At 70.4% G+C, this 24,429-nt stretch carries 17 protein-coding genes and 1 pseudogene; 12 read left to right on the top strand and 6 right to left on the bottom strand.

Features of this window, described 5'->3' with window-relative positions; translation table 11 throughout:
- Positions 1-154 precede the first annotated feature (154 nt).
- Both ACIBK4_RS33325 and ACIBK4_RS33330 read left to right on the top strand, forming a co-directional pair.
- Positions 155-1,003, top strand: a complete 849-nt coding sequence (locus tag ACIBK4_RS33325) for a helix-hairpin-helix domain-containing protein (protein ID WP_399000732.1) — start codon at positions 155-157, stop codon at positions 1,001-1,003.
- Positions 1,000-3,666, top strand: a complete 2,667-nt coding sequence (locus ACIBK4_RS33330; protein ID WP_399000734.1) for a ComEC/Rec2 family competence protein — start codon at positions 1,000-1,002, stop codon at positions 3,664-3,666. The genes ACIBK4_RS33325 and ACIBK4_RS33330 overlap by 4 nt, the downstream gene beginning before the upstream one ends.
- Before the next feature lie 131 nt (positions 3,667-3,797).
- On the opposite strand, the pseudogene ACIBK4_RS33335 reads toward ACIBK4_RS33330, so the two are convergent.
- Positions 3,798-4,040 (bottom strand): annotated as a pseudogene (locus tag ACIBK4_RS33335) (TetR family transcriptional regulator C-terminal domain-containing protein); the annotation flags it as partial.
- A 186-nt stretch (positions 4,041-4,226) separates the two neighbouring features.
- On the opposite strand from ACIBK4_RS33335, the gene ACIBK4_RS33340 reads away from it, so the two are divergent.
- From ACIBK4_RS33340 to holA, 3 genes are all read left to right on the top strand, one after another.
- Positions 4,227-5,012, top strand: a complete 786-nt coding sequence (locus ACIBK4_RS33340) for an arylamine N-acetyltransferase (protein WP_399000736.1) — start codon at positions 4,227-4,229, stop codon at positions 5,010-5,012.
- Positions 5,013-5,024: 12 nt separating this feature from the next.
- Positions 5,025-5,270 (top strand): hypothetical protein, encoded by a 246-nt coding sequence (locus ACIBK4_RS33345; RefSeq protein WP_355924880.1) that lies wholly within the window; start codon positions 5,025-5,027, stop codon positions 5,268-5,270.
- Between the two features lie 270 nt (positions 5,271-5,540).
- Positions 5,541-6,530: a DNA polymerase III subunit delta gene (gene holA, locus ACIBK4_RS33350; protein WP_399000739.1), complete on the top strand. Its 990-nt coding sequence runs from the start codon at positions 5,541-5,543 to the stop codon at positions 6,528-6,530.
- 408 nt (positions 6,531-6,938) lie between these two features.
- On the opposite strand, the gene rpsT is transcribed toward holA, so the two are convergent.
- A complete protein-coding gene (gene rpsT, locus ACIBK4_RS33355) occupies positions 6,939-7,205 on the bottom strand; it encodes a 30S ribosomal protein S20 (RefSeq protein ID WP_019064182.1) in 267 nt (88 codons plus the stop codon).
- A gap of 333 nt (positions 7,206-7,538) precedes the next feature.
- On the opposite strand from rpsT, the gene lepA reads away from it, so the two are divergent.
- Both lepA and ACIBK4_RS33365 read left to right on the top strand, forming a co-directional pair.
- Positions 7,539-9,413 carry a translation elongation factor 4 gene (gene lepA, locus ACIBK4_RS33360; RefSeq protein WP_399000741.1) on the top strand — a complete coding sequence of 625 codons (1,875 nt, stop codon included), beginning with the start codon at positions 7,539-7,541 and terminating at the stop codon, positions 9,411-9,413.
- Positions 9,414-9,720: 307 nt separating this feature from the next.
- Positions 9,721-11,607, top strand: coding sequence for an AMP-dependent synthetase/ligase (locus ACIBK4_RS33365; protein WP_399000744.1), 1,887 nt, complete (start codon positions 9,721-9,723; stop codon positions 11,605-11,607).
- 134 nt (positions 11,608-11,741) lie between these two features.
- On the opposite strand, the gene ACIBK4_RS33370 is transcribed toward ACIBK4_RS33365, so the two are convergent.
- Together ACIBK4_RS33370 and ACIBK4_RS33375 are read right to left on the bottom strand one after the other, a co-directional pair.
- The gene (locus tag ACIBK4_RS33370; RefSeq protein WP_399000746.1) at positions 11,742-12,317 is read right to left on the bottom strand and encodes a two-component system response regulator; all 576 of its coding nucleotides are present in this window, start codon (positions 12,315-12,317) and stop codon (positions 11,742-11,744) included.
- A 12-nt stretch (positions 12,318-12,329) separates the two neighbouring features.
- Positions 12,330-16,481 carry a HAMP domain-containing protein gene (locus ACIBK4_RS33375; RefSeq protein WP_399000749.1) on the bottom strand — a complete coding sequence of 1,384 codons (4,152 nt, stop codon included), beginning with the start codon at positions 16,479-16,481 and terminating at the stop codon, positions 12,330-12,332.
- Positions 16,482-16,583: 102 nt separating this feature from the next.
- Here ACIBK4_RS33375 and ACIBK4_RS33380 point away from each other — a divergent pair, with 102 nt between their 5' ends.
- From ACIBK4_RS33380 to ACIBK4_RS33390, 3 genes are read left to right on the top strand one after another with little or no spacing between them, the layout of a single operon-like run.
- On the top strand, positions 16,584-18,476 hold the full coding sequence (locus ACIBK4_RS33380; protein WP_399000751.1) for a SpoIIE family protein phosphatase: 1,893 nt from the start codon (positions 16,584-16,586) through the stop codon (positions 18,474-18,476).
- Positions 18,477-18,504: 28 nt separating this feature from the next.
- Positions 18,505-19,737: a radical SAM family heme chaperone HemW gene (gene hemW / locus ACIBK4_RS33385; protein WP_399000753.1), complete on the top strand. Its 1,233-nt coding sequence runs from the start codon at positions 18,505-18,507 to the stop codon at positions 19,735-19,737.
- A 27-nt stretch (positions 19,738-19,764) separates the two neighbouring features.
- Positions 19,765-20,337, top strand: a complete 573-nt coding sequence (locus tag ACIBK4_RS33390; RefSeq protein ID WP_399000755.1) for a hypothetical protein — start codon at positions 19,765-19,767, stop codon at positions 20,335-20,337.
- Positions 20,338-20,397: 60 nt separating this feature from the next.
- On the opposite strand, the gene ACIBK4_RS33395 is transcribed toward ACIBK4_RS33390, so the two are convergent.
- Both ACIBK4_RS33395 and ACIBK4_RS33400 read right to left on the bottom strand, forming a co-directional pair.
- Complete coding sequence (locus tag ACIBK4_RS33395) at positions 20,398-21,207, bottom strand: DUF3097 domain-containing protein (protein WP_399000757.1); 810 nt, start codon at positions 21,205-21,207, stop codon at positions 20,398-20,400.
- Positions 21,208-21,241: 34 nt separating this feature from the next.
- Positions 21,242-21,964, bottom strand: coding sequence for an MBL fold metallo-hydrolase (locus tag ACIBK4_RS33400; RefSeq protein WP_399000759.1), 723 nt, complete (start codon positions 21,962-21,964; stop codon positions 21,242-21,244).
- A gap of 180 nt (positions 21,965-22,144) precedes the next feature.
- On the opposite strand from ACIBK4_RS33400, the gene hrcA reads away from it, so the two are divergent.
- Entirely contained in the window at positions 22,145-23,161 is a 1,017-nt protein-coding gene (gene hrcA / locus ACIBK4_RS33405; RefSeq protein ID WP_327404159.1) for a heat-inducible transcriptional repressor HrcA, read from the top strand.
- On the top strand, positions 23,162-24,295 hold the full coding sequence (gene dnaJ, locus ACIBK4_RS33410) for a molecular chaperone DnaJ (RefSeq protein ID WP_019064192.1): 1,134 nt from the start codon (positions 23,162-23,164) through the stop codon (positions 24,293-24,295).
- The last annotated feature ends 134 nt before the right edge of the window (positions 24,296-24,429 follow it).

Raw genomic sequence — 24,429 nt, forward strand, 5'->3', positions numbered from 1 at the left:
CGGTCCGTGGGCTGTTCCGGAGCGGGAGTTGGAGCCGGAGTTGGGGGCAGGGGCAGGGCCGGAGTCGGGGTCGGGGCAGCGCGTGGTCCGGGTTGGTTCGCCGGTGGGTGTTGTTCTGGAGCCCGATGTCTTTTCGTACGCCGGAGGGGCCGAAGTGGCCCGAGACACTGAGGAGTTCACCGCCACCGGAGGGGTCGGCACCGGAGAGGTTGGCATCGGGCGGGAGCGGGTGGCCGGGGCCTGGCGGGAACGGGTCGGGTCGGCTCTGCGGGAGCGGATGCCGGTGTGGGTGCAGACGCGGTGTGGGATGGAGCGGCGGAACGTGGTCGCGCTCGGTGTCCTGCTCGTGGTGGCCGCCGTCTTCGCCGTGCAGCACTTCTGGGTGGGCCGGACCCAGCCGGTTCGCGCACCGGAGGTGGTCCGGGCGGCGGCTCCCTTTGGGGAGGGAGACGGCGGCGGAGGTGGGAGCGGGGCTGCGGGCAAAGGGGCCGAGTCGCACGCTTCGGCCGTCGGAGCGCGGGGCGCTGCGAGTGCGGCCGGTACCGAGATCGTCGTGGACGTCAGCGGCAAGGTGCGGGAGCCCGGGGTTCATCGGCTGCCGGCCGGTTCGCGGGTGACCGATGCGTTGCGGGCGGCGGGTGGGGTGCGTCCGGGTACCAGTACCGAGGGGCTCAACCGGGCGCGGTTCCTCGTGGACGGGGAGCAGATCGTCGTCGGCGGTCCGGCACCCGCAGCGGTGCCCGGTGCGGGCGGCGCGAACACCACCGGGGTGGCGGGTTCGGCGGGCTCCACAGCCGGAGCCGGTCCGACGGCCCCGGTCTCCCTCAACACCGCCACCGCGGACCAGCTCAACACCCTGCCGGGCGTAGGCCCGGTGCTGGCTCAGCACATCATCGAGTACCGCACCCAGCACGGCGGTTTCCGCTCGGTGGACGAGTTGCGCCAGGTCAACGGCATCGGCGACCGCCGCTTCGCCGATCTGCGGGACCTGGTGCAGCCATGACCCGCGTCCACGACGATCCACCCGAGCCCGCGATCCCCAACCGCACGGCACGGGACGACAGCGCCTCGTCGTCCCGACGGACCGTACATGCGACCTCGGGGAATCAGCGGGGCGCCGCGCACCCCCAACAGGAAGGGCCGACGGACCTACGGCTCGTTCCGCCCGCACTCGCGGCCTGGGCGACGGCGGCACTGGCGTTGAACGCATCACCGGCCTGGGTCACGGGAATTGGGCTCGCGGCCCTGGCGGTGGCGCTGGTGCTCCTGCTGATGCGGCGGCGGGACAAGGTCGGCGGCAGCCGTACCCCGCCGCAGCCGGTCGCCCACCCTGCCCTCCCACCGGAAGGAGGTCACCCCGCACCGTCATGGCGGCGGGCCACCTGGCCCCGGGTCTCGATCGCCGCCCTGCTCCTTGCCATCGCCGCGGCCGCCGCCTCCGCCGGACTGCACGGGGCGGATCTGCGCCGTGGGCCGGTACCCGAGCTGGCGCGGGAGTACGCGACCGTGACCGCGGAGGTGGAGGTCGGTTCCGATCCACGGCTGACCCGGCCCCGGATCAGCGGGGATCACGCGGCTCCGGTCTCCGTGCTGATCGACGCCGAGGTGCGGCGGGTCGAGGAGTTGGACGGGACGGTCGTGGAGACACGGGCGCCGGTGCTGCTGATCGTCGACCCGAGTTCGTCCTCCAAGGGAGGTGGCCGGGCACGGGGTTCCGGTGGTGGGCCGGAGCGTTCGCCCTGGCTCGGGCTGCTTCCGTCGACGCGGGTGAAGGTGACCGCGCGGGTGGCGCCCTCGCTGACGAGCGGGGACCGGGTGGCGGCCGTACTGCGGGTGCGGAACCAGCCGGTGCCGGAGGTGGTGGGGGAGCCGTCCGGGGCACAGCGGTTCGCGGGGCGGTTGCGGGCCGGGTTGCGCGAGGCCACCGACGGATTGCCCGGGGACGCGCGGGCGTTGCTGCCGGGGCTGGTCGTCGGGGACACCGCGCGGATCACACCCGAGCTGGACGAGGCCTTCAAGGAGACGGACCTGGCGCACACCCTCGCCGTCTCCGGAAGCAACCTCACCATCCTGCTCGCCCTCCTCATCGGACCACCCGGCCTCGCCCAGCACATCGAACGCCGAGGCCTGGCACCGCGGTTGGGCATCTCCCTCCGGGCGACCGCACTGCTCGGCGGGGTGCTCACGCTCGGGTTCGTCGTCGTGTGCCGGCCCGACCCGAGCGTGCTGCGGGCCGCGGCCTGCGGTGCCGTCGCGCTGCTCGCCCTGGCGACCGGACGCCGCAGATCACTGATTCCGGCGCTGGCGACGGCCGTACTGCTACTGGTGCTCTACGACCCGTGGCTGGCCCGGAGTTACGGGTTTCTGCTCTCCGTGCTGGCCACCGGCGCGCTGCTCACGCTCGCGCCGCGCTGGAGCGAGACGCTGCGGCGGCACCGGGTTCCGCCGCGGCTGGCCGAGGCGTTGGCCGCCGCCGCTGCCGCGCAGGCGTTGTGTGCGCCTGTCGTGGCCGTGCTGTCGGCGCGGGTCAGTCTGGTGGCGGTGCCGTGCAATCTGCTCGCGGAGATCGCCGTCGCACCGGCCACGGTGCTGGGCTTCGCGGCGCTGGCGGCGGCACCGGTGGCGATGCCGGTGGCCAAGGTCCTTGCCTGGGGCGCGAGTTGGCCCACCGGGTGGATCGCGGACGTCGCCCGGACCGGCGCGGCGCTGCCCGGTGGGGGAGTTGACTGGCCGGGCAGTTGGACCGGGGCGTTGCTGCTCGCGCTCGCCGTCGCGGCCCTGGTGCCGGTCGGGCGGCGGCTGTTGAAGTACCCCTGGTTGTGCGGTGTCTGCGGGTTGCTTCTGCTGCTGATCGTGGTGGCGCCGGCGCCGCTGACCCGGGTGATCACGGGGTGGCCGCCGCCGGGCTGGCGGTTCGCGATGTGTGACGTCGGGCAAGGGGACGCGACGGTGCTCGCGGCGGGCAAGGGCACCGGCGTGGTCGTGGACGCCGGACCCGATCCGAAGCTCGTCGACCAGTGTCTGCGCACGCTCGGCATCACCAGGATCCCGCTCGTCGTCCTCACCCACTTCCACGCCGATCACGTCGCGGGACTGCCCGGGGTGCTGCGGGGCCGCTCGGTGGGCGCGATCGAGACGACGTCCTTCGAAGAACCCGCGGACCAGGCCGAGTTCGTACGGAGGGCGGCGGCGGAACGGCACATCCCGGTCACCCGGGCCGTGGCCGGCGAGGAGCGACGCACCGGCCCGTTGGGGTGGCAGGTGCTGTGGCCCCCACCGCGCCCGGCGCCGGACCCGGACGGGCCGAACGACGCCAGTGTCGCCCTGCTGGTACGGACGGCCGGGCTGCGACTGCTACTGCTCGGGGACCTCGAACCCCCGGCCCAGCAGGAGCTGTTGAGGTCACCGGCGGCGTCGTTGCTGGGAAACGTCGACGTGTTGAAAGTCGCCCATCACGGCTCGTCGTACCAAGATCCGGACCTGATACGGAGGGTGGCGCCGAGGCTGGCGTTGATCTCCTGTGGTGAAAACAACAGCTACGGCCACCCGGCCCCGAGCACGGTCGCGGCGCTGCGGGCCATGGGGGCGGTGGTCCTCCGGACGGACGAGGACGGGGCGTTGGCGGTCGGCGGAAGTGGGGACGGGCTGCGGGTGATACGGGAGTGAGGGAACGGGCTTGGCGCAGGCCACGGGTATGAGGTCTTCAGGATCACCGGTACGACCGGCGCACCGTCGGCTCGGGTCTCGGCCAGCAGTACCCTGACCGACCTCCACGCCGTGTCCGCCACCGTCCGTAGCGCCTCTGTCGTCGCGCCGTCGCGGGCCCGGTGCGACATGCCCTGGACGATGACTCCGGTGAACTCGGCGACCGCGCGGGCGTCGGTGTCGGTGTCGGTGGGGAGGGTGCCGTCGGCCACGTCGGTTCTGATGCGGGACTCCAGGTGGTCGATGTTGGCGTTGCGGAGGCTCTGGAGGTGGTCGGCGACCTGCTGGGCGGCGTCGGAGACCCGGGTGGCGGAGCCGATGATCAGGCAGCCGCCGGGGCCCGCGCAGCGACACCACCGCCGACCCGCCCCTCACCCACGTCACGGACCTGGAACCCCGCCTCCGCCACCTCAACCGGATCATCGGCAACCGCGCCCCTACCGTCGCGGGCGAACCGGTCATGCGCCTGGTCATCGCCCTGGATGCCACCCCCGCCCATCCCCTGGAGCGAGACTGAGGACATGAACCCCGCACAGACCGACGCCTACCTCCACCGGCTGGGCCTCGCGCGTCCGCCCGCGCCCACCGCCGACGCCCTGCGTGAGCTGCAACTACGACATCTGCAGAGCGTGCCCTTCGAGAACCTGTCGGTTCATCTGGGGGAGGAGATCGTGCTGGAGGAGGACCGGCTGGTGGACAAGGTGGTGGGGGCGAAGAGAGGCGGGTTCTGTTACGAACTCAACGGTGCCTTCGGGGCGTTGCTCACCACCCTGGGTTTCGAGGTCGCGCCGCTTGCCGCGCGGGTGCACGGGGACGAGGGGCGGCTGGGTATTCCGTACGACCATCTCGCGCTGCGGGTACGGACGGCGGACGGGAGTGTGTGGCTGGCGGACGTCGGTTTCGGCAAGCACAGTCACCATCCGCTGGCGTTCGCGGAACGGGGCGAACAGCCGGACCCGGGTGGCACGTTCAGGCTTGTCGTGGCGGGGCCCGACCTGGATGTCGTCCAGGACGGCAAGCCGCAGTACCGCCTGGAACTACGGCCCCGGGTGCTCGCCGACTTCGTGGCCGGGGCGTGGTGGCACAGCACGTCACCGGCGTCGCATTTCACCCGGTCACTGGTCTGCTCACGGCTCCTGGACTACGGCGGAAGGATCACGCTGGCCGGCCGGACTCTCACGGTGACCGGTGGGGAGGGGACGCGGGACGTACGTGAACTGATCACGGACGACGAGGTGTTGGGGGTGTACCGGGAGCGGTTCGGGATCGAGCTGGGGTCGGTTCCGGAGGTGCGGGGGCGGGGGTAGAAAATGGCTCGCGTGAGTGATGTGAGACATGTGCTGGTACTGCCCGACCGTGACGCGGCCCAGGAGGCGGCGGAGGCGCTCGGGGAGCGGTTCGCCCTCGATGAGGAACCGCGGTTGGTGCGGGACGCGCTGGCCGGCGAGGACGACGCCGAGGACGCGCAGTGGCTGCTCGTTCTGCGGGACGAGGACGGGCGGCTCGATCCCGCGGAACTGGACGCGTTCGCGGGGGAGTGGGACGGCTGGCGCGAGGAGCCGTAGGGGCGGCGGGCGGCGGCGAGTTCTACGGTCGGACTCGCATCCGAACCCGAACCGGGACCTGAACCGGCACCCCTACCCGAATCCGGACCCGCACTCGGACACTCGGACCCGAACCGGCACCCGCTCCTGCTCCTGCTCCCGCACCCGCACCCGAACCGGCACTCAGACCCGCACCTGCCCTCGGACTCGCACCCGCACCCGCACCCCCGTCCGACCCCCGCACCCGGCACGCGGAACGCGTTGTCAGTGCCGCGTGCGATGCTTTACGCGATGGCTAGAAAGACTGCGAATGACGACCCTCTCGCCCCGGTGACGCTTGCCGTGGGCCAGGAGGACCTCCTGCTCGACCGTGCCGTGCGGGAGGTGGTGGCCGCTGCTCGGGCCGCCGACGCCGACACGGACGTACGTGACCTGACCTCGGACCAGCTGCAGCCCGGCACGCTCGCCGAGTTGACCAGCCCGTCGCTCTTCGCGGAGCGCAAGGTCGTGGTCGTACGCAATGCGCAGGATCTGTCCGCGGACACGGTCAAGGACGTGAAGGCGTATCTCGGTGCGCCCGCCGAGGAGATCACGCTGGTGCTGTTGCACGCCGGCGGGGTCAAGGGCAAAGGGCTGCTCGATGCCGCACGCAAGGCGGGGGCGCGGGAGGTGGCCTGCCCGAAGATGACGAAGCCGGCGGACCGGCTGGCGTTCGTGCGGGGCGAGTTCCGGGCGACCGGGAGATCGGCCACGCCCGAGGCCTGCCAGGCGCTGGTCGACTCCCTCGGCAGCGATCTGCGGGAACTGGCGTCCGCCGTCTCCCAGTTGGTCGCCGACATCGAGGGGACCATCGACGAGGCGGTCGTCGGGCGGTACTACACGGGGCGGGCCGAGGCATCGAGCTTCACGGTCGCGGACCGGGCCGTGGAAGGGCGGGCTGCGGAGGCACTGGAGGCATTGCGGTGGTCGCTGTCCACCGGGGTGGCGCCGGTGCTGATCACCAGCGCGTTGGCACAGGGGGTGCGGGCGATCGGCAAGCTGTCGTCCGCGCGCGGGGGGCGGCCGGCGGATCTGGCGCGTGAGCTGGGGATGCCGCCGTGGAAGATCGACCGGGTACGGCAGCAGATGCGGGGGTGGACACCGGACGCGGTCTCCGTCGCGCTGCGAGCGGTGGCCGAGGCGGACGCGGGAGTGAAGGGCGGTGGGGACGATCCGGAGTACGCGTTGGAGAAGGCGGTCGTCACGATCGCCCGGGCAGCCCGGTCACGGGGTCAGGCTTAGACGTCGTATTGCCCCGCAGGGGGTGTCGACCCGGCGGGGCATGCCGCGGAACGCGTGGCATGGAGTGGCGCGGCTATCCGCGGTGTCGCCGTCGGCCGCCGACGGCGAATCGGGCACCGCCGATCACCTGCGACCTGCTCCGCCGGACCCGCCTTGGCGACTCCGCCCCAGGCGCGAGAACTCGCGGGGAGAGGGGAGATACGGCGGGACGGGTCCGAGGACGGGGTGGAGGACGGTGCCGGGGACGGAGAAACAGCAATGCCCCCGAAGTGGGTCCGGGGGCACTGTACGTGGCGTGGCGACCACGATGTCTGTCCGTGAATCGAGGTAGAGGGCTCGACGTTGTCCTCACGGTGGATTGCTACTGGTCCGGTCCGCGCGAGCGCGGGCCGAGGCAAGTGCGGAGGATCAGCCCTGGAGCGCGGTGACCTTGGAAGCAAGCGCCGACTTCTTGTTGGCGGCCTGGTTCTTGTGGATGACGCCCTTCGCGACGGCCTTGTCGAGCTGACGCGCGGCAGCGCGCTGGTACTCGGTGGCCTTCTCGACGTCACCCGCGGCAGCGGCTTCGCGGGCCTTGCGGATCGCGGTCTTCAGGGAGGACTTGACGGCCTTGTTGCGCAGCCGAGCCTTCTCGTTGGTCTTGATCCGCTTGATCTGGGACTTGATGTTCGCCACGAATGAGCCTTTGCAGGTTCTGGCACGGGGCCGCACGGGTCCCGGGCCGATGATTTTCCTTGGGGTGTGTCTCGCACCGAGCGGGGATACCGGTCAGGGATGAGGCACAGCCACCCAGGCTACCAGCCGCCCACCGGCCCACCCAAACCGGTCCCCGAGAGGCATCCGGCCGGTCGTCGAGAGACATCCGGCCGGCTCCCGAGAGGCCCCCGGTGAACCTCTCGCACCGTCCCAAACCGGACCGCACCTCCCACCCGTGGGACGATGGAGCCTACGTATCGATCCGACCCGAGACCGCAGACACTGCGGACGCCTCAAGAATCAGGACCCTGCGTGCCCGCGATCCCCAGCCATGTGCCCGAGCCGAGCCGTACCGACCCGGCGCTGATCCGCAATTTCTGCATCATCGCGCACATCGACCATGGCAAGTCCACGCTCGCCGACCGGATGCTCCAGCTGACCGGAGTGGTCGACCAGCGGCAGATGCGTGCTCAGTACCTCGACCGCATGGACATCGAGCGCGAGCGTGGCATCACGATCAAGTCCCAGGCGGTGCGTCTGCCGTGGGCCCCCACCGAGGGGGCCGACCAGGGCAGTACGCACATCCTCAACATGATCGACACCCCGGGACACGTCGACTTCACGTACGAGGTCTCGCGGTCGCTCGCCGCCTGCGAGGGCACCGTGCTGCTCGTGGACGCCGCCCAGGGCATCGAGGCCCAGACCCTCGCCAACCTCTACCTGGCGATGGAGAACGACCTCACGATCATCCCCGTGCTGAACAAGATCGACCTGCCGGCCGCGCAGCCCGAGAAGTTCGCCGAGGAGCTGGCCAACCTGGTCGGCTGCGACCCCGAGGACGTCCTCAAGGTCTCCGCCAAGACCGGGCTCGGGGTCGACGCGCTGCTGAACAAGGTCGTCAAGGAGATCCCGGCGCCGGTCGGGGACGCGGACGCGCCCGCCCGCGCGATGATCTTCGACTCGGTCTACGACTCCTACCGCGGTGTCGTGACGTACATCAGGGTCATCGACGGACAGCTCACCAAGCGCGAGAAGATCCGGATGATGTCCACGAACGCCACGCACGAGCTGCTGGAGATCGGGACGAACTCGCCGGAGATGCTCGGCGCGGACGGGCTCGGGGTCGGCGAGGTCGGCTATCTGATCACCGGTGTGAAGGACGTCCGCCAGTCCAAGGTCGGTGACACGATCACCACCCTGCACAAGGGCGCGACCGAGGCGCTCGGTGGTTACAAGGACCCCAAGCCGATGGTCTTCTCGGGCCTGTATCCGCTGGACGGCTCCGACTACCCGGAGCTGCGCGAGGCCCTCGACAAGCTCCAGCTCAACGACGCCGCGCTCGTCTACGAGCCGGAGACCTCGGCGGCACTCGGCTTCGGCTTCCGCGTCGGCTTCCTCGGGCTGCTGCACCTGGACGTGATCCGGGAGCGGCTGGAGCGCGAGTTCGGGCTCGACCTCATCGCGACCGCGCCGAACGTGGTGTACCGGGTCGAGATGGAGGACGGCAGCGAGCACGTCGTCACCAACCCGAGCGAGTTCCCCGAGGGGAAGATCGACAAGGTCTACGAGCCCGTCGTGCGCGCGACGATCCTGGCGCCGTCGGAGTTCATCGGCGCGATCATGGAGCTGTGCCAGACCCGGCGCGGCACCCTGCTCGGCATGGACTACCTCTCCGAGGACCGCGTCGAGATCCGCTACACGCTCCCCCTCGCGGAGATCGTCTTCGACTTCTTCGACCAGCTGAAGTCCAAGACCCGCGGCTACGCCTCGCTCGACTACGAGCCCACCGGCGAGGTGACGTCCAGCCTGGTCAAGGTCGACATCCTGCTGCACGGCGACAAGGTGGACGCCTTCTCGGCGATCACGCACAAGGACGCGGCGTACGCGTACGGCGTGCGGCTGGTCGCCAAGCTGCGGGAACTCATCCCGCGGCAGGCCTTCGAGGTGCCCATCCAGGCCGCCATCGGCTCCCGGGTCATCGCCCGCGAGACCATCCGCGCCATCCGCAAGGACGTCCTCGCCAAGTGCTACGGCGGTGACATCTCCCGTAAGCGGAAGCTGCTGGAGAAGCAGAAGGAGGGCAAGAAGCGGATGAAGATGGTGGGTTCCGTGGAGGTTCCCCAGGAGGCCTTCATCGCGGTGCTGTCCAGCGACGACAGCGGTGGCGGAGCCAAGGGCAAGAAGTAGGCGGCGCCGAGGGCGGGAAGTAGCGACCCCGTACACCGAAATTTCGGACGACAGCCAGACGATTCACAGGGCCCGTTGCGCTTCGGCGCCGCGGGCCCTATGTCTTGGCTCTGTACGAAGTGGTCATGGCGCTGTTCGAAGTGACCGTCCACCGCCCCTTACGCACCGGCCGGTCGCGGCTTACTCTGATCACTGCTCGATAGTTACTCGCGAGTTAAACAACAGCCACAAGAGCCACCAGCCGCATTGAGTCAACCGCCGCAGCAATGAGCCAGTGACCGCACTGTCGCGGGCCCCGGAGGATGTCGTGAGCGACACACAGACCCTGATCGAGAACCGTCCGCCGTCCGTGGCGGGCCTCTTCCTGGAGCGCGTGGCGGCCACGCCGGATGCCGAGGCCTACCGCTACCCGGTACCGGCGGCCTCCGGTGCGGGCCCCGACGACTGGAAGTCGCTGACCTGGGCGCAGTCCGCCGAGCGGGTCTTCGCGATCGCGGCCGGTCTGATCGAACTGGGCATACAGCCCGAGGAGCGCGTCGCGCTCGCCTCCGCCACCCGCGTCGAGTGGATCCTCGCCGACCTGGGCATCCTTTGCGCCGGCGCCGCCACCACCACGGTGTACCCGCAGACCAACGCCGACGAGTCGACCTTCATCCTCGCCGACTCCGGCAGCAAGGTCCTCATCGCGGAGGACGCGGCACAGCTCGCCAAGGCACGCGAGAAGCGCGCCGACCTGCCCGAGCTGACCCACGTCGTGGTCATCGACCCGACCGGCGTCGAGACCGGAGCCGACGAGGGCGACTGGGTCCTGACCCTCGCCGAGCTGGAGCAGCGCGGCGCCGCGTACCTGGAGAAGAACCCGGACCTGATCAAGGAGCGGGTCGCGGCCATCACCAAGGACCAGCTCGCCACGATCATCTACACCTCGGGAACGACCGGACGCCCCAAGGGAGTTCGCCTCCCGCACGACAACTGGTCCTACCTCGCCAAGGCCATCGCCGCGACCGGCCTCCTCGGCCCCGAGGACGTCCAGTACCTCTGGCTGCCCCTCGCGCACGTCTTCGGCAAGGTGCTCACCTCGGGCCACATCGAGATCGGGCACGTCACCGCCGTGGACGGCCGGGTCGACAAGATCATCGAGAACCTGCCGGTCGTACAGCCGACGTACATGGCGGCCGTCCCGCGCATCTTCGAGAAGGTCTACAACGGGGTCGCGGCCAAGGCACGGGCCGGCGGCGCCTCCAAGTACAAGATCTTCCAGTGGGCCGCCGAGGTCGCCCGCGAGTACGCCAAGGTCACCCAGGACAACTTCCGCCGTACCGGCACCGCCACCGCGCCCTTCGGTCTCGCCGCCAAGCACAAGGTCGCCGACGCGCTGGTCTACGCGAAGATCCGCGAGGCCTTCGGCGGCAAGCTGCGCGCCTGCGTCTCCGGCTCGGCCGCCCTCGCGCCCGACATCGGCTACTTCTTCGCCGGCGCCGGCATCCACATCCTTGAGGGCTACGGCCTGACCGAGTCCTCCGCGGCCTCCTTCGTGAACCCCGGCGAGGCCTACCGCACCGGCACGGTCGGCAAGCCGCTGCCCGGCACGGAGGTGCGCATCGCGGACGACGGCGAGATCCTGCTGCGCGGCCCCGGCATCATGGAGGGCTACCACGGCCTGCCCGAGAAGACCGCCGAGGTCCTGGAGTCCGACGGCTGGTTCCACACCGGCGACATCGGCGAGCTGTCCCCCGACGGCTACCTCCGCATCACGGACCGCAAGAAGGACCTGATCAAGACCTCCGGCGGCAAGTACATCGCGCCCGCCGAGGTCGAGGGCCAGTTCAAGGCCGTCTGCCCCTACGTCTCCAACATCCTGGTCCACGGCGCCGACCGGAACTTCTGCACCGCCCTCATCTCCCTCGACGAACCCTCCATCCTGGAATGGGCCAAGGAGAACGGCCTGGAGGGCAAGTCCTACGCCGAGGTCGTCGCGGCCCCCGCGACGGTCGCCCTGATCGAGGCCTACGTCAAGGAACTCAACGAAGGCCTCCAACGCTGGCAGACCATCAAGAAGTTCCGCCTCCTGCCCCGCGACCTGGACGTGGAACACGGCGAAATCACCCCGAGCCTCAAGCTGAAGCGCCCGGTGGTGGAACGCGAGTACAAGCACCTGATCGACGAGATGTACGCGGGTTCGCGCGAAGCCTGATCATGTGACGGGCCCCGCGCCCCGAAGGGGCCGCGGGGCCCGTCAGGGGCGCGGGGCTGTATCGATATGCGGCTCCGCCGCGTGGGCGCGACAAGCCCCCACCGGCCCGCAGGCAACAACGCACCCATCCTGGCCTAACGCCGCCGCATATCCCTCACCAGCTGCCCCATCTCCCGCACCTGGCGCCGAAGTTCCTGCACCTCATCCACCGAACTCGCAGCCATCTGCGCCTCAACTTCCTTGAGCCGCAACGCCAGTTCATCGAACTGCCCCTGCTCCCGCGCCAGCATCCGCTCCAACAGCTGGTTCTTACGGTGCAGTTCGAGAAACACGCTCACCTTGGCCCGCAACACCCAGGGATCGAACGGCTTGGTCAAGTAGTCGGCGGCACCCGTGGCATACCCCCGGAACGCATACCCCGCATCCGCGTCCGTGCCGGTGAGAAAGATGATCGGCACGTCCTTGGTCTGATCGAGTCGCTTGATGTTGGCCGCGGTCTCGAACCCGTCCATGCCCGGCATCCGGATGTCCAGCAGAACCACCGCGAACCGCTGCCGCAGCAGCGCCTTCATCGCCTCCTCGCCCGAACGAGCCCGTACCAACGGCTCGTTGAGGGACCCCAGGACGGCCTCCAGCGCGACCAGGTTGTCCTCCATGTCGTCGACCAGGAGGATGCCGGCACTTTCGTCGGTCGTTGCCTCAGCGCTCATGATGACTGTGCCTCACTCGGTCGTCGGCGGTGCCGCCGTCTCCCCTGAAGTGCCCGGATCCGCCACCGTGATGTCCTCGGACGCGGCGCCGGCCTCGGCCTCGGGATCCAGCAGCGCGCAGACGACCGTCAGCAACTGGTCGACATCCACCGGCTTCGGTACGTAGTCGTTGGCGCCCCGCGCGATGGACTTCTCCCGGTCGCCCGGCATCGCCTTCGCGGTGAGCGCGACGATGGGCAGCCCGGTCCAGCGCGGAGCGCGGCGGATGGCGGCGATGGTCTCGTACCCGTCCATCTCCGGCATCATGATGTCCATCAGCACGAGTTCGACGTCGGGATTGCGCTCCAGCGTCTCGATGCCCTCACGCCCGTTCTCCGCGTAGAGCACCGGCATGCCGACCCGCCCCAGCACATGGGTGAGCGCGAAGACGTTGCGGATGTCGTCGTCCACGATCAACACCCGCCGCCCGGGCAGCACTTGACCCGCCCGCCCGGCCTTCCACGCCTCCAGCTTCGTCGGCGTCGGCCACGAGTCGTCCACCTCGGTCGAGGTGTACGGCTCCGTGGACAACTGCTCGGGCAGCAAGGGCAGTTCGCGGTCCTCGGTGAGCGGCGCGCCGCCCGCCGCGTGCCCGGGGCTGACGACGGGGACGTAGAGCGTGAAGGTGGACCCCCGTCCCGGCTCGCTCTCGGCGACGATACGGCCGCCCAACAGGCCTGAGATCTCACGGCTGATGGACAACCCGAGCCCCGTGCCACCGTACTTGCGGTTGGTCGTGCCGTCGGCCTGCTGGAACGCCTCGAAGATCACCGGGAGTTTCTCGGCGGCGATCCCGATCCCGGTGTCGGAGACGGCGAACGCGATGACCTCGTCGCTGTCGTCGGAGTAGCGGTGCTCGGGGTCCTTGACCCGGTTGACGCGGAGTTCGACCCGGCCCGTCGCGGTGAACTTGATGGCGTTGGACAGCAGGTTGCGCAGGATCTGCTGGAGCCGCTGCTCGTCCGACCACATCTCGCGCGGTACGTCCTCGCCGACCGACACCTCGAAGGAGAGCCCCCGGTCCAGGGTGAGCGGGCGGAACGTGGCGTGGACGTAGTCGAGGAGCTTGATGAGCGGGAGCCGTTTCGGGCGTACGTCCATCCTGCCGGCCTCGATCTTCGACAGGTCGAGGATGTCGTTGATGAGCTGGAGGAGATCCGAGCCGGAGCGGTGGATCGTGGTCGCGAACTGCACTTCCTGGTCGGAGAGTCGGCCGTCCGGGTTGTCGGAGAGCAGCCGGGCCAGGATCAGCAGCGAGTTCAGCGGGGTCCGCAGCTCATGGCTCATGTTCGCCAGGAACTCCGACTTGTACTGCGAGGAGGTCGCCAACAGGGCTGCCTTCTCCTCCAGTTCGGCATTGGACCGCTGCAACTCCGCCTGCTGCTTCTGGAGTTCGTCCGAACGTTCCTGCAACTGCATCGCCAGCCGCTGGGACTGGCCGAGCAGGGACTCCGTGCGGGAGTTGGCGATGATGGTGTTGATCGCGACGCCGATGGTGTTCACGAACTGGTCGAAGAACGCGAGGTGGACGTCGGAGAAGCGGGAGAACGAGGCCAGTTCGATCACGCCGAGGAGCTTGTCCTCGAAGATGATCGGGATGATGACGACGCTCGCCGGGGCGGCTTCCCCGAGCCCGCTGTTGATCTTGATGTAGTCCGGCGGAGCCTCCTCCACCAGGATCCGCTTCTTCTCCCGCGCCGCCTGCCGCACCAGCCCGTGCACCGGCATGGCGCCCGTGTCCACGGTCGCGGCTTGCGCCGACCCGTACCCGGCGATGAAGGCAAGTCCCTTGGCCGGAATGGCCGTTCGCAGGCTGTCCTCGTCGGGATCGGCCAGGAAGAACGCTCCGTACTGCGCGTTCACCAGCGGGGTCAGCTCGCGCAGGATCAGGTCGGCGACCTCCATCAGGTCCCGGTGTCCCTGCATCAGCGCGGCGAGGCGGGCCAGGTTGGACTCCAGCCAGTCCTTCGCGCGGGTCGTCTCGCGGAGGTTGGCCACCATCAGGTTGATGTTGTCCTTGAGCTCGGTGACCTCGCCCTGCGTCTCCACGGTGATCGAGCGGGACATGTCGCCCTGGGCCACCGCCGAGGCCACCTCGGCGATCGCGCGGACCTGCGTGGTCAGGTTCAGGGCGAGTTCGTTCACGTTGGTCGTCAGGCGCTTCCACGTGCCGTAGACGCCCTCCACCCGTGCCTGGCCGCCGAGTTGGCCCTCGGAACCGACCTCGCGGGCCACCCGGGTGACCTCGGACGAGAAGGACGAGAGCGTGTCGACCATCGTGTTGATGGTGGTCTTCAGCTCCAGGATCTCGCCGCGCGCGTCCACGTCGATCTTCTTCGACAGGTCGCCCTGCGCCACCGCAGTCGCGACCTGGGCGATGTTCCGCACCTGCGAAGTCAGGTTGTCCGCCATGTAGTTGACGTTGTCGGTCAGGTCACGCCAGACCCCGGAGACGCCCAACACCTGTGCACGACCGCCGAGTCGGCCGTCGGTGCCGACCTCGCGGGCCACCCGGGTCACCTCGTCGGCGAAGGCGCGCAGCTGCTCCACCATCGTGTTGACGGTGTCCTTCAGTTCGAGGATCTCGCCGCGTGCGTCGACGGTGATCTTCTTCGAGAGGTCGCCGTTGGCCACGGCGGTGGTCACCTGCGCGATGTTCCGCACCTGTGAAGTCAGGTTCAGGGCCATGAAGTTGACGTTGTCCGTCAAGTCCTTCCAGACCCCGCTCACGCCCCGCACCTGCGCCTGCCCGCCGAGGTTCCCTTCCGTGCCGACCTCGCGGGCGACGCGCGTGACTTCGTCGGCGAAGGCGGAGAGCTGGTCGACCATCGTGTTGATCGTGGACTTCAGCTCCAGGATCTCGCCCTTGGCCTCCACCGTGATCTTCTTGCCGAGGTCGCCCTGCGCGACGGCGGTGGACACGAGCGCGATGTTGCGGACCTGCGAAGTCAGGTTGTCCGCCATGAAGTTGACGTTGTCGGTGAGGTCCTTCCAGACGCCGCTCACGCCCCGCACCTGGGCCCGCCCACCCAAGTTGCCCTCGGTGCCGACCTCGCGGGCCACGCGCGTGACCTCGTCGGCGAAGGCGGAGAGCTGGTCGACCATCGTGTTGATGGTCGACTTCAACTCCAGGATCTCGCCCTGCGCGTCGACGGTGATCTTCTGTGACAGGTCGCCGTTCGCCACGGCGGTCGTCACCTGGGCGATGTTCCGGACCTGTGAAGTCAGGTTCGAGGCCATGAAGTTGACGTTGTCGGTGAGGTCCTTCCAGACCCCGGACACGCCTCGCACCTGCGCGCGTCCGCCCAACTGCCCCTCGGTGCCCACCTCGCGGGCGACGCGCGTCACCTCGTCCGCGAAGGCGGAGAGCTGGTCGACCATCGTGTTCACGGTGAGCTTGAGTTCGAGCAGTTCGCCGGTCGCCTCGACCGTGACCGTGCGCGTCAGGTCGCCGCGCGCCACCGCCGTCGTCACGAGGGCGATGTCCCGCACCTGTGCGGTCAGCCGGGACGCCATCGTGTTGACCGCCTCGGTCACATCACGCCAACTCCCGGACAGCCGCGTCACCTTGGCCCGGCCGCCGAGCCTGCCCTCGGTGCCGACCTCGCGCGCGACCCGGGTCACCTCGCCGGTGAACAGGGAGAGTTGGTCCACCATCTTGTTCACGGCCCGGCCCAGATGCCGTAGGTCACCGCGCAACTGCCTGCTGCCGTCGTGCAGATCGACCCGCTGGGTCAGGTCGCCGCCCGCCACCGCGTCCAGGACCCGGGTCGCGTTCGCGGCCGGGGCGACCAGGGCGTCGAGGAGCTGGTTGACGTCGTTGACGCGGGAGGTCCAGCCGCCCTGGCCGGGGCTGGCCGAGAGGCGTTCGTCGAGGCGGCCGTGGCGGATCAGTTCGCGTTTGACGCGCTGCGTCTCGGAGTTGAAGTGGGTGCTGCGGTCCATGATCTGGTTGAAGGCGGCGGTGAGTTCGGCCACCATGCCGTGGCCCGTCTCCGGTGCCTTCGTGAAGTCGCCGTCGCGGGCGGCCGTCATCACGGCGAGCAGTGGTCGGAGGTCGGATGCTCGAATCCAGTCGTCTTTGTGACTGTCTTCGAGCACACGCGTAGCACTGTTCTCACTCATGGCGGCCCACTTCGGTAACTCGGCGCTTATGCGCGCGGTCAGTCTGTCACTCTGTCCGCATCGATCGAGGCGTATTCGTCCGAACTGCTCGGGGAGCTGCGCATGGGGGCCATACCGACGCAACGGGAGACCACTTGGCGTGCTCCCGATGCGCCCGCGCACCACGGCGCGGACCGGCGTACGACGGTGCGCGCGACGCTCTCCGGCAGCCCCCTCGCGCCCGGTTCCGCCCGTGGTCTGGTGCGCGCCGCGCTCCGTGAGTGGGCCGAACTCGGCCTGCCCGGCACCGAGAAGCTCACCGACCGGCTGGCCGACGACGCGATGGTCGTCGTCAGCGAACTCGTCACCAACGCCGTCGTGCACGCGGGCACGGACGTCGAGTTGGTGTGCCGCCTTGAGGACACCGACTCGATCGTCGTCGAGGTCGCCGACCACCATCCCTCCCGTGCCCCGCGCGACAACAACGCCGAACCGGCTTACGAGACACCGGAGTTCGGGCGCGGCCTGCGCCTCGTCTCCACGCTCGCCGAGGCCTGGGGCGTCACGTACCGCACCGGCGTCAAGACCGTCTGGGCCCGGCTGCCCGCCGAAGGCACCCCGGCCGCCGAGGAGTTGGAGACCTACGGCGGTGAACGCGGCCTGCGCGTGGCCGAGATCCTCGCCCCCGAACCCCAGCGCGCCGAACGCGACCGGGACTGGCTCGGCCGCGGCGCCCTCTCCTTCCTCGCCGAGGCCTCCGACCTCCTCGCCGGACAGCTCGACGAGGACCTCGTCGCCGCGCTCGCCGGACAGCTGATCGTGCCGAGGCTGGCCGACTGGTGTGCCGTATGGCTGGAGGACGAGGCGCTGGGGCGCGGAGGCTGGAGCGAGGACGCCGGGGCCGGTGCCGGACCGCGCCTCGCCCGGGTCTGGCACGGCAGCGAGAACCGCATCGAGGAGCTCCGGAGCGCCCTGGAGAAGGACCCGCCCCGCCCGCCGGACACCCTGCGGCCCGTGTCCTACCCCTGGCCCGCCGACGCGCTCGGCCCGCACGGCACCCACGGCGCGGCCCTCGCGTACCGCCTGATCGCGGGCGGCCGACCGCTCGGCACGCTCGTCATCGGGCGGTCCGGGCTGCCGCGCTTCCCCGACGAGGTCACCGGCCTGGTCGAGGACCTCAGCCGCCGTGTCGCGCTCGCGATCGGCGCGGCCCGCCAGTACGCCCGCCAGGCCACCATCAGCCGCGTCCTCCAGCGCGGCCTGCTGCCCGGCGTGGTCGCCGAGATCCCTGGCGTGCACAGCGCCCTCGTCTACGAACCGTGCGACAAGGGCGGCCCCAGCGGCGACTTCTACGACCTGTTCCCGGCCGGCGACGGCCGCTGGTGCTTCGCCCTCGGCGACGTCCAGGGCAAGGGCCCCGAGGCCGCCGTAGTGATCGGCCTGGCCCGCCCCTGGCTCCGGCTCCTCGCCCGCGAGGGCTACGGCGTCGCCGACGTCCTCGACCGCCTCAACCAGCTCCTCCTCGACGACGCCACCGAGGCCGCCGACGCGGCGGCCCACGCGATGGTGGCCGCGGGCGGCATGCCCGGCCCGGTCGGCGACGGCCCCCGCTTCCTCTCCCTCCTCTACGGCGAGCTGGTCCCCTTCGACGGCGGCGTCCGCTGCACCCTCGCCTCCGCCGGACACCCCCTGCCGCTGCTCCTCGGCCCGGACGGCAGCGTCGGTACGGCGGCCCGCCCGCAGACCCTCCTCGGGGTCATCGAGGACGTCACGTACACCAGCGAGACCTTCGAACTCCGGCCCGGCGACAGCCTGTTGTGCGTCACGGACGGGGTGACCGAGCGGCGCTCCGGGTCCGTCCAGTTCGACGACGGCGACGGGCTCGCGACCGCGCTCACCGGGTGCGCGGGGCTCAGCGCCGAGCTGATCGCGGAGCGGATCAAACGGCTGGTGCACGAGTTCGGCGGTCGTCCCCCGGAGGACGACATGGCACTGCTGGTGCTCCAGGCGGAGTGATCCTCGCCGGTGCTGGACAATGGAAGACATGCCTTCCGCACTCCCCGACGGCGAACCCGTCCCCGAAGACGGCGCCCTGCCCGCAGCGGCGCTCGCCGGGTCGGCCGACCGCCCCCTCGGGTTCTACCTGCACGTCCCGTACTGCGCGACCCGCTGCGGCTACTGCGACTTCAACACCTACACGGCGACCGAGCTGCGCGGCACGGGCGGAGTGCTGGCCTCCCGCGACAACTACGCGGACACCCTGATCGACGAGATCCGCCTGGCCCGCAAGGTCCTCGGCGACGACCCCCGCCCGGTCCGCACGGTCTTCGTCGGCGGCGGCACGCCCACGCTGCTTGCGGCGGGCGATCTCGTACGGATGCTGGGCGCGATCCGCGACGAGTTCGGCCTGGCCCCGAACGCGGAGATCACGACGGAGGCGAACCCGGAGTCGGTGGACCCGGCGTATCTGGCTGCCCTCCGCGACGGCGGCTTCAACCGCGTCTCCTTCGGCATGCAGAGCGCGAAACAGCACGTACTGAAGGTGCTGGACCGCACCCACACCCCCGGCCGCCCCGAGGCCTGCGTCGCGGAGGCCCGCGCGGCCGGCTTCGATCACGTCAACCTCGACCTGATCTACGGCACCCCGGGCGAAACGGACGACGACTGGCGCGCCTCCCTCGACGCCGCCCTCGGCGCGGGCCCCGACCACATCAGCGCCTACGCCCTGATCGTCGAGGAGGGCACGCAGCTGGCCCGCCGTATCCGCCGGGGCGAGGTCCCGATGACGGACGACGACGTCCACGCCGACCGCTATCTGATCGCCGACGAGGTGATGTCGGCGGCGGGCTTCGACTGGTACGAGGTGTCCAACTGGGCAACGTCGAATTCCGGCCGTTGTCTCCACAACGAGCTCTACTGGCGCGGCGCCGACTGGTGGGGCGCGGGCCCCGGAGCGCACTCGCACGTGGGCGGGGTCCGGTGGTGGAACGTGAAGCACCCGGGGGCGTACGCGGGGGCGCTGGCGGCTGGCCGCTCACCGGGCGCCGGGCGGGAGATCCTCTCCGAGGAGGACCGCCGGGTGGAACGCATCCTCCTGGAGCTACGACTCCGCGAGGGGGCCCCGCTGGACCTCCTCCACGAGGACGGCCTCAAGGCCTCCCGCCGAGCCCTCACGGACGGCCTCCTGCAACAGCGGCCCTACGACGAGGGACGCGCCGTACTCACCCTGCGCGGGCGGCTGTTGGCGGACGCCGTGGTCAGGGACCTGGTCGACTGACCGGCGTACCGGATACAGTCCCCGGCCATGATCTCCGACAGATGGCCGGCCCCGGACGCGACCTTCATACGCTACGGACTGCGGCGGTTCCTGTGGGTCCTGTCGGCCGTCCTGATCATTGTTGTCGTGTCTGTGGGCGGGTTGGTCAACGTCCTCGTGACGGGGAAGGCCGGCGGCTGGTTCCTGGTGCCCCTCGGACTCTTCGCGTGGCTGCTGCGCAAACCGTGGCGGCAGCGCCACAAGGTCACCGCCCTCGACGCGAGCGGCTTCTGGCTGCTGTCGGGCAAGCAGGCCGCGCTGATCCCCTGGGACTCACTGGCCGGGGTGGGCATCTACTGGGGGCGCGCGAACAAGACCGTCTACTACAGCCTGGAGTTGTGCCCGCTGGGGGAGACGGACGGCGACGACCCGCTGCTCGGGCCGCTGGTGCGGGAGGCGGAACCACTGCGCCCCGGGCTGCCGAGGCACCGCTACCGCCTCGACATCAGCGACTCCTTCCCCGTGCACGAGAAGGCGCTGCTGCGCTGGGTCCCGGCCGAGCTGTGGTTCGGACGCGAGGAGCGGACCCGGGCCGAGATGGTGGCGTGGCTGACGCCCTGATCGCCGGATCTCGCCCCGGCGTCAAGACCTGTCGTCACGACCCGGCGTCAGGACGCGGTGTCAGGGCTCGCCGGGCGCCGTGACGAAGTCGATCAACTCCTCGACCCTGCCCAGCAGTTCCGGCTCAAGATCCTTGTACGACCCCACCTTGGCCAGAATCGCCTGCCACACCGCACCGGTGTTTTCCGGCCAACCCAGCGCCCGGCACACCCCCGTCTTCCAGTCCTGCCCGTGCGGGACGCGGGGCCACGCGGTGATGCCCACGGAGGACGGTTTCACGGCCTCCCAGATATCGATGTACGGGTGGCCCACGACGAGCGCGTGCTCACTGGTGACCGACTGCGCGATGCGCCACTCCTTGGTGCCCGGCACCAAGTGGTCCACCAGGATGCCCAGCCGCGCGTCCGGACCGGGACCGAACTCCGCGACGATCGACGGGAGATCGTCGACGCCCTCCAGGTACTCGACCACCACGCCCTCGATACGCAGGTCGTCGCCCCACACCCGCTCGACGAGTTCGGCGTCGTGCCGCCCCTCGACGTAGATCCGCCCGGCGCGAGCCACACGCGCGCGTGCACCGGGGACGGCCACCGAACCGGACGCCGTACGAGTGGGCCGTAGCGGACTCGACACGGGCTTCACCAGGGTCACCACCCTGCCCTCCAGCAGGAAGCCCCTCGGTTCCAGCGGGAACACCCGGTGTTTGCCGAAGCGGTCCTCCAGGGTGACCGTGCCGGCCTCGCAGCGGATCACCGCGCCGCAGAAACCGGTGCCCGGCTCCTCGACCACCAGGCCCGGATCCGCGGGGACCTCGGGGGCCGGCTTGGGCTTCTTCCACGGTGGGGTCAGGTCGGCGGAGTACTGGCGCATTCGGATGACGATAGGAGAACCGGGGCGACCGCCGTCACGACACGCCGAAACGCGTTGCCAACGCGTCCCGTTGGGCCCGCACGAACCCCGCGTCCACCACCGCTCCGTGACCGGGCACGTACAGCGCGTCCTCCCCGCCCAGGGAGAGGAGCCGGTCGAGCGCCGCAGGCCAGAGCGCCGGAACCGCGTCCGGGCCCGCCTGCGGTTCGCCTGACTCCTCGACCAGATCGCCGCAGAAGACGATCGGGCGGGAGCCGGGGACCAGGACAGCCAGGTCGTGGGCCGTGTGTCCGGGGCCGACGTTCGCGAGCGTGATCTGTCGGTCGTCGCCCAGGGGGAGCGTCAACTCGTCCGGCACCAGGTGACGCGGGTACGTCAGGGCGGCTACGGCCTCGTCGGCCACGCGTGCGTGGAGGCCGTTTTTGATCGCGTCCGCACGCAGGTCCGCCCGCTCCTCCGTCAACACCCGCTCCACGCCCACCGCACCGAACACCTCCGCGTCCGCGAACTCCGCCGCCCCGAAGACGTGGTCGAAATGGGCGTGGGTGAGCGCGAGATGGGTCACAGCGTGACCGGCGAGCGCCCGCGCCTCCGTACGCAACCGCGCGCCCTCCGCCAGGCTCGACCCCGCGTCGATCATCAGCGCCGCGTCCCCGCCGATCACCAGCCCGACCGTGCAGTCCCAGCCAGGCAGCCGGCAGCGGCCCACGCCGTCCGTCAGCCGTTCCCACCCGAGCCCTTCCCAAGTCACCGTCACACGGCGACGCTAACGGTGACGGCACCTACGGCGTGACATCGCAGGACCGGCCTTGCCCGAGGTGTGCCTCACGGCCGTACACTGGCCGGGGAAGGCTGGCACTCACGCGCACAGAGTGCCAGGAAAGGGCGGGCTCGCGACAAGCGGCGACAAAGGCGACCAGAACTGGAGGTGTGCGCGATGCTCAGCGAACGCAGGCTTCAGGTGCTGCGCGCCATCGTCCAGGACTATGTCGGCACCGAGGAGCCGGTGGGGTCCAAGGCGCTCACCGAGCGGCACAGCCTCGGCGTCTCCCCGGCGACCGTGCGCAACGACATGGCGGCCCTGGAGGACGAGGGCTACATCGCCCAGCCGCACACGAGTGCCGGGCGCATCCCGACCGACAAGGGCTACCGGCTCTTCGTCGACAAGCTCGCCGGCGTCAAGCCGATGACCGGCCCCGAGCGCAAGGCGATCCAGAACTTCCTCGACGGTGCCGTGGACCTCGACGACGTCGTGGGCCGTACGGTACGGCTGCTCGCGCAGCTCACCCGGCAGGTCGCCGTCGTGCAGTATCCGTCCCTGACCCGCTCGACCGTCCGGCACGTGGAGCTGCTGTCGCTGGCCCCCGCGCGCGTGATGCTCGTGCTGATCACCGACACCGGGCGGGTCGAGCAGCGCATGGTCGACTGCCCGGCACCCTTCGGGGAGAGCTCGCTCGCGGATCTGCGCGCGCGGCTCAACAGCCGGATCGCGGCCCGCCGCTTCGCGGACGTACCGCTGCTCGTGCAGGACCTGCCGGAGGCCTTCGAGGCCGAGGACCGCGGCACGGTCGCGACGGTGCTCTCCACCCTCCTGGAGACCCTCGTCGAGGAGACCGAGGAGCGACTGATGATCGGCGGCACCGCCAATCTCACCCGCTTCGGACATGACTTTCCCCTCACCATCCGCCCCATCCTGGAAGCCCTTGAGGAGCAGGTCGTCCTCCTCAAGTTGCTTGGTGAGGCGGGGGATTCGGGCATGACCGTACGGATCGGTCATGAGAACGCCTACGAGGGACTCAACTCCACGTCGGTGGTGTCGGTCGGCTACGGTTCGGGCGGCGAGGCAGTCGCCAAGCTAGGCGTGGTCGGACCGACCCGCATGGATTACCCGGGAACGATGGGAGCGGTACGCGCAGTGGCACGGTACGTCGGACAGATCCTGGCGGAGTCCTAAGTGGCCACGGACTACTACGCCGTTCTCGGCGTGCGTCGCGACGCGTCGCAGGATGAGATCAAGAAGGCCTTCCGTAGGCTCGCGCGCGAGCTGCACCCGGACGTGAATCCGGATCCGAAGACCCAGGAGCGGTTCAAGGAGATCAACGCCGCTTACGAGGTGCTCTCGGACCCGCAGAAGAAGCAGGTCTACGACCTCGGCGGCGACCCCCTCTCGCAGGCGGGCGGCGCCGCGGGCGGCTTCGGCCAGGGCGGCTTCGGGAACTTCTCGGACATCATGGACGCGTTCTTCGGCACGGCGTCGCAGCGCGGACCGCGCTCGCGCACCCGCCGCGGCCAGGACGCGATGATCCGGCTGGAGATCGAGCTCGACGAGGCGGCCTTCGGTACGACGAAGGACATCCAGGTCGACACGGCCGTCGTCTGCAACACCTGCAACGGCGAGGGCGCGGCCCCCGGCACCTCCGCGCAGACCTGTGACATGTGTCGCGGTCGCGGTGAGGTCTCGCAGGTGACCCGGTCCTTCCTGGGCCAGGTCATGACGTCCCGCCCGTGCCCCCAGTGCCAGGGCTTCGGCACGGTCGTGCCGACGCCGTGCCCGGAGTGCGCCGGTGACGGCCGCGTCCGCTCGCGGCGCACGCTCACGGTCAAGATCCCGGCCGGTGTGGACAACGGCACGCGGATCCAGCTCGCGGGCGAGGGCGAGGTCGGCCCCGGCGGCGGCCCCGCCGGCGACCTGTACGTCGAGATCCACGAGCTGCCGCACGCGATGTTCCAGCGCCGCGGCGACGACCTGCACTGCACGGTCACCCTCCCGATGACGGCGGCGGCCCTCGGCACGAAGGTGCCGCTGGAGACGCTCGACGGCATGGAGGAGGTCGACATCCGCCCGGGCACCCAGTCCGGCCAGTCGATCCCGCTGCACACCCGGGGCATCACGCACCTGCGCGGCGGCGGCCGGGGCGACCTCATCGTGCACGTCGAGGTCACCACCCCGACCAAGCTGGACGTCGAGCAGGAACGTCTGCTCCGCGAACTGGCCAAGCTGCGTGGCGAGGAGCGCCCCATGGGCACGTTCCAGCCGGGTCAGCAGGGGCTGTTCTCGCGCCTCAAGGACGCTTTCAACGGTCGCTGAGGGGGTGGGGGGGGGGGGCGCCCCCCCCCCCCCCCCCCCCCCCGGGGCCCGGGGGGGGGGGGGGGGGGGGGGGGGCGCCCCCCCCGGGGGGGGGGGGGGGGGGGCGCGGAGGACAAACACGAGCGGAGGCAGCC

The organism is Streptomyces sp. NPDC050528 (assembly GCF_044457795.1).
Taxonomy (GTDB): Bacteria; Actinomycetota; Actinomycetes; order Streptomycetales; family Streptomycetaceae; genus Streptomyces.

Excerpts from the sequence above, each read along its gene's own strand:
- ACIBK4_RS33330 (WP_399000734.1), top strand. The coding sequence starts at position 1,000 with ATGACCCGCGTCCACGACGATCCACCCGAGCCCGCGATCCCCAACCGC.
- ACIBK4_RS33340 (WP_399000736.1), top strand. The coding sequence starts at position 4,227 with ATGAACCCCGCACAGACCGACGCCTACCTCCACCGGCTGGGCCTCGCG.
- holA (WP_399000739.1), top strand. The coding sequence starts at position 5,541 with ATGGCTAGAAAGACTGCGAATGACGACCCTCTCGCCCCGGTGACGCTT.
- ACIBK4_RS33370 (WP_399000746.1), bottom strand. The coding sequence starts at position 12,317 with ATGAGCGCTGAGGCAACGACCGACGAAAGTGCCGGCATCCTCCTGGTC.
- ACIBK4_RS33375 (WP_399000749.1), bottom strand. The coding sequence starts at position 16,481 with ATGAGTGAGAACAGTGCTACGCGTGTGCTCGAAGACAGTCACAAAGAC.
- ACIBK4_RS33380 (WP_399000751.1), top strand. The coding sequence starts at position 16,584 with ATGGGGGCCATACCGACGCAACGGGAGACCACTTGGCGTGCTCCCGAT.
- hemW (WP_399000753.1), top strand. The coding sequence starts at position 18,505 with ATGCCTTCCGCACTCCCCGACGGCGAACCCGTCCCCGAAGACGGCGCC.
- ACIBK4_RS33390 (WP_399000755.1), top strand. The coding sequence starts at position 19,765 with ATGATCTCCGACAGATGGCCGGCCCCGGACGCGACCTTCATACGCTAC.
- ACIBK4_RS33395 (WP_399000757.1), bottom strand. The coding sequence starts at position 21,207 with ATGCGCCAGTACTCCGCCGACCTGACCCCACCGTGGAAGAAGCCCAAG.
- hrcA (WP_327404159.1), top strand. The coding sequence starts at position 22,145 with ATGCTCAGCGAACGCAGGCTTCAGGTGCTGCGCGCCATCGTCCAGGAC.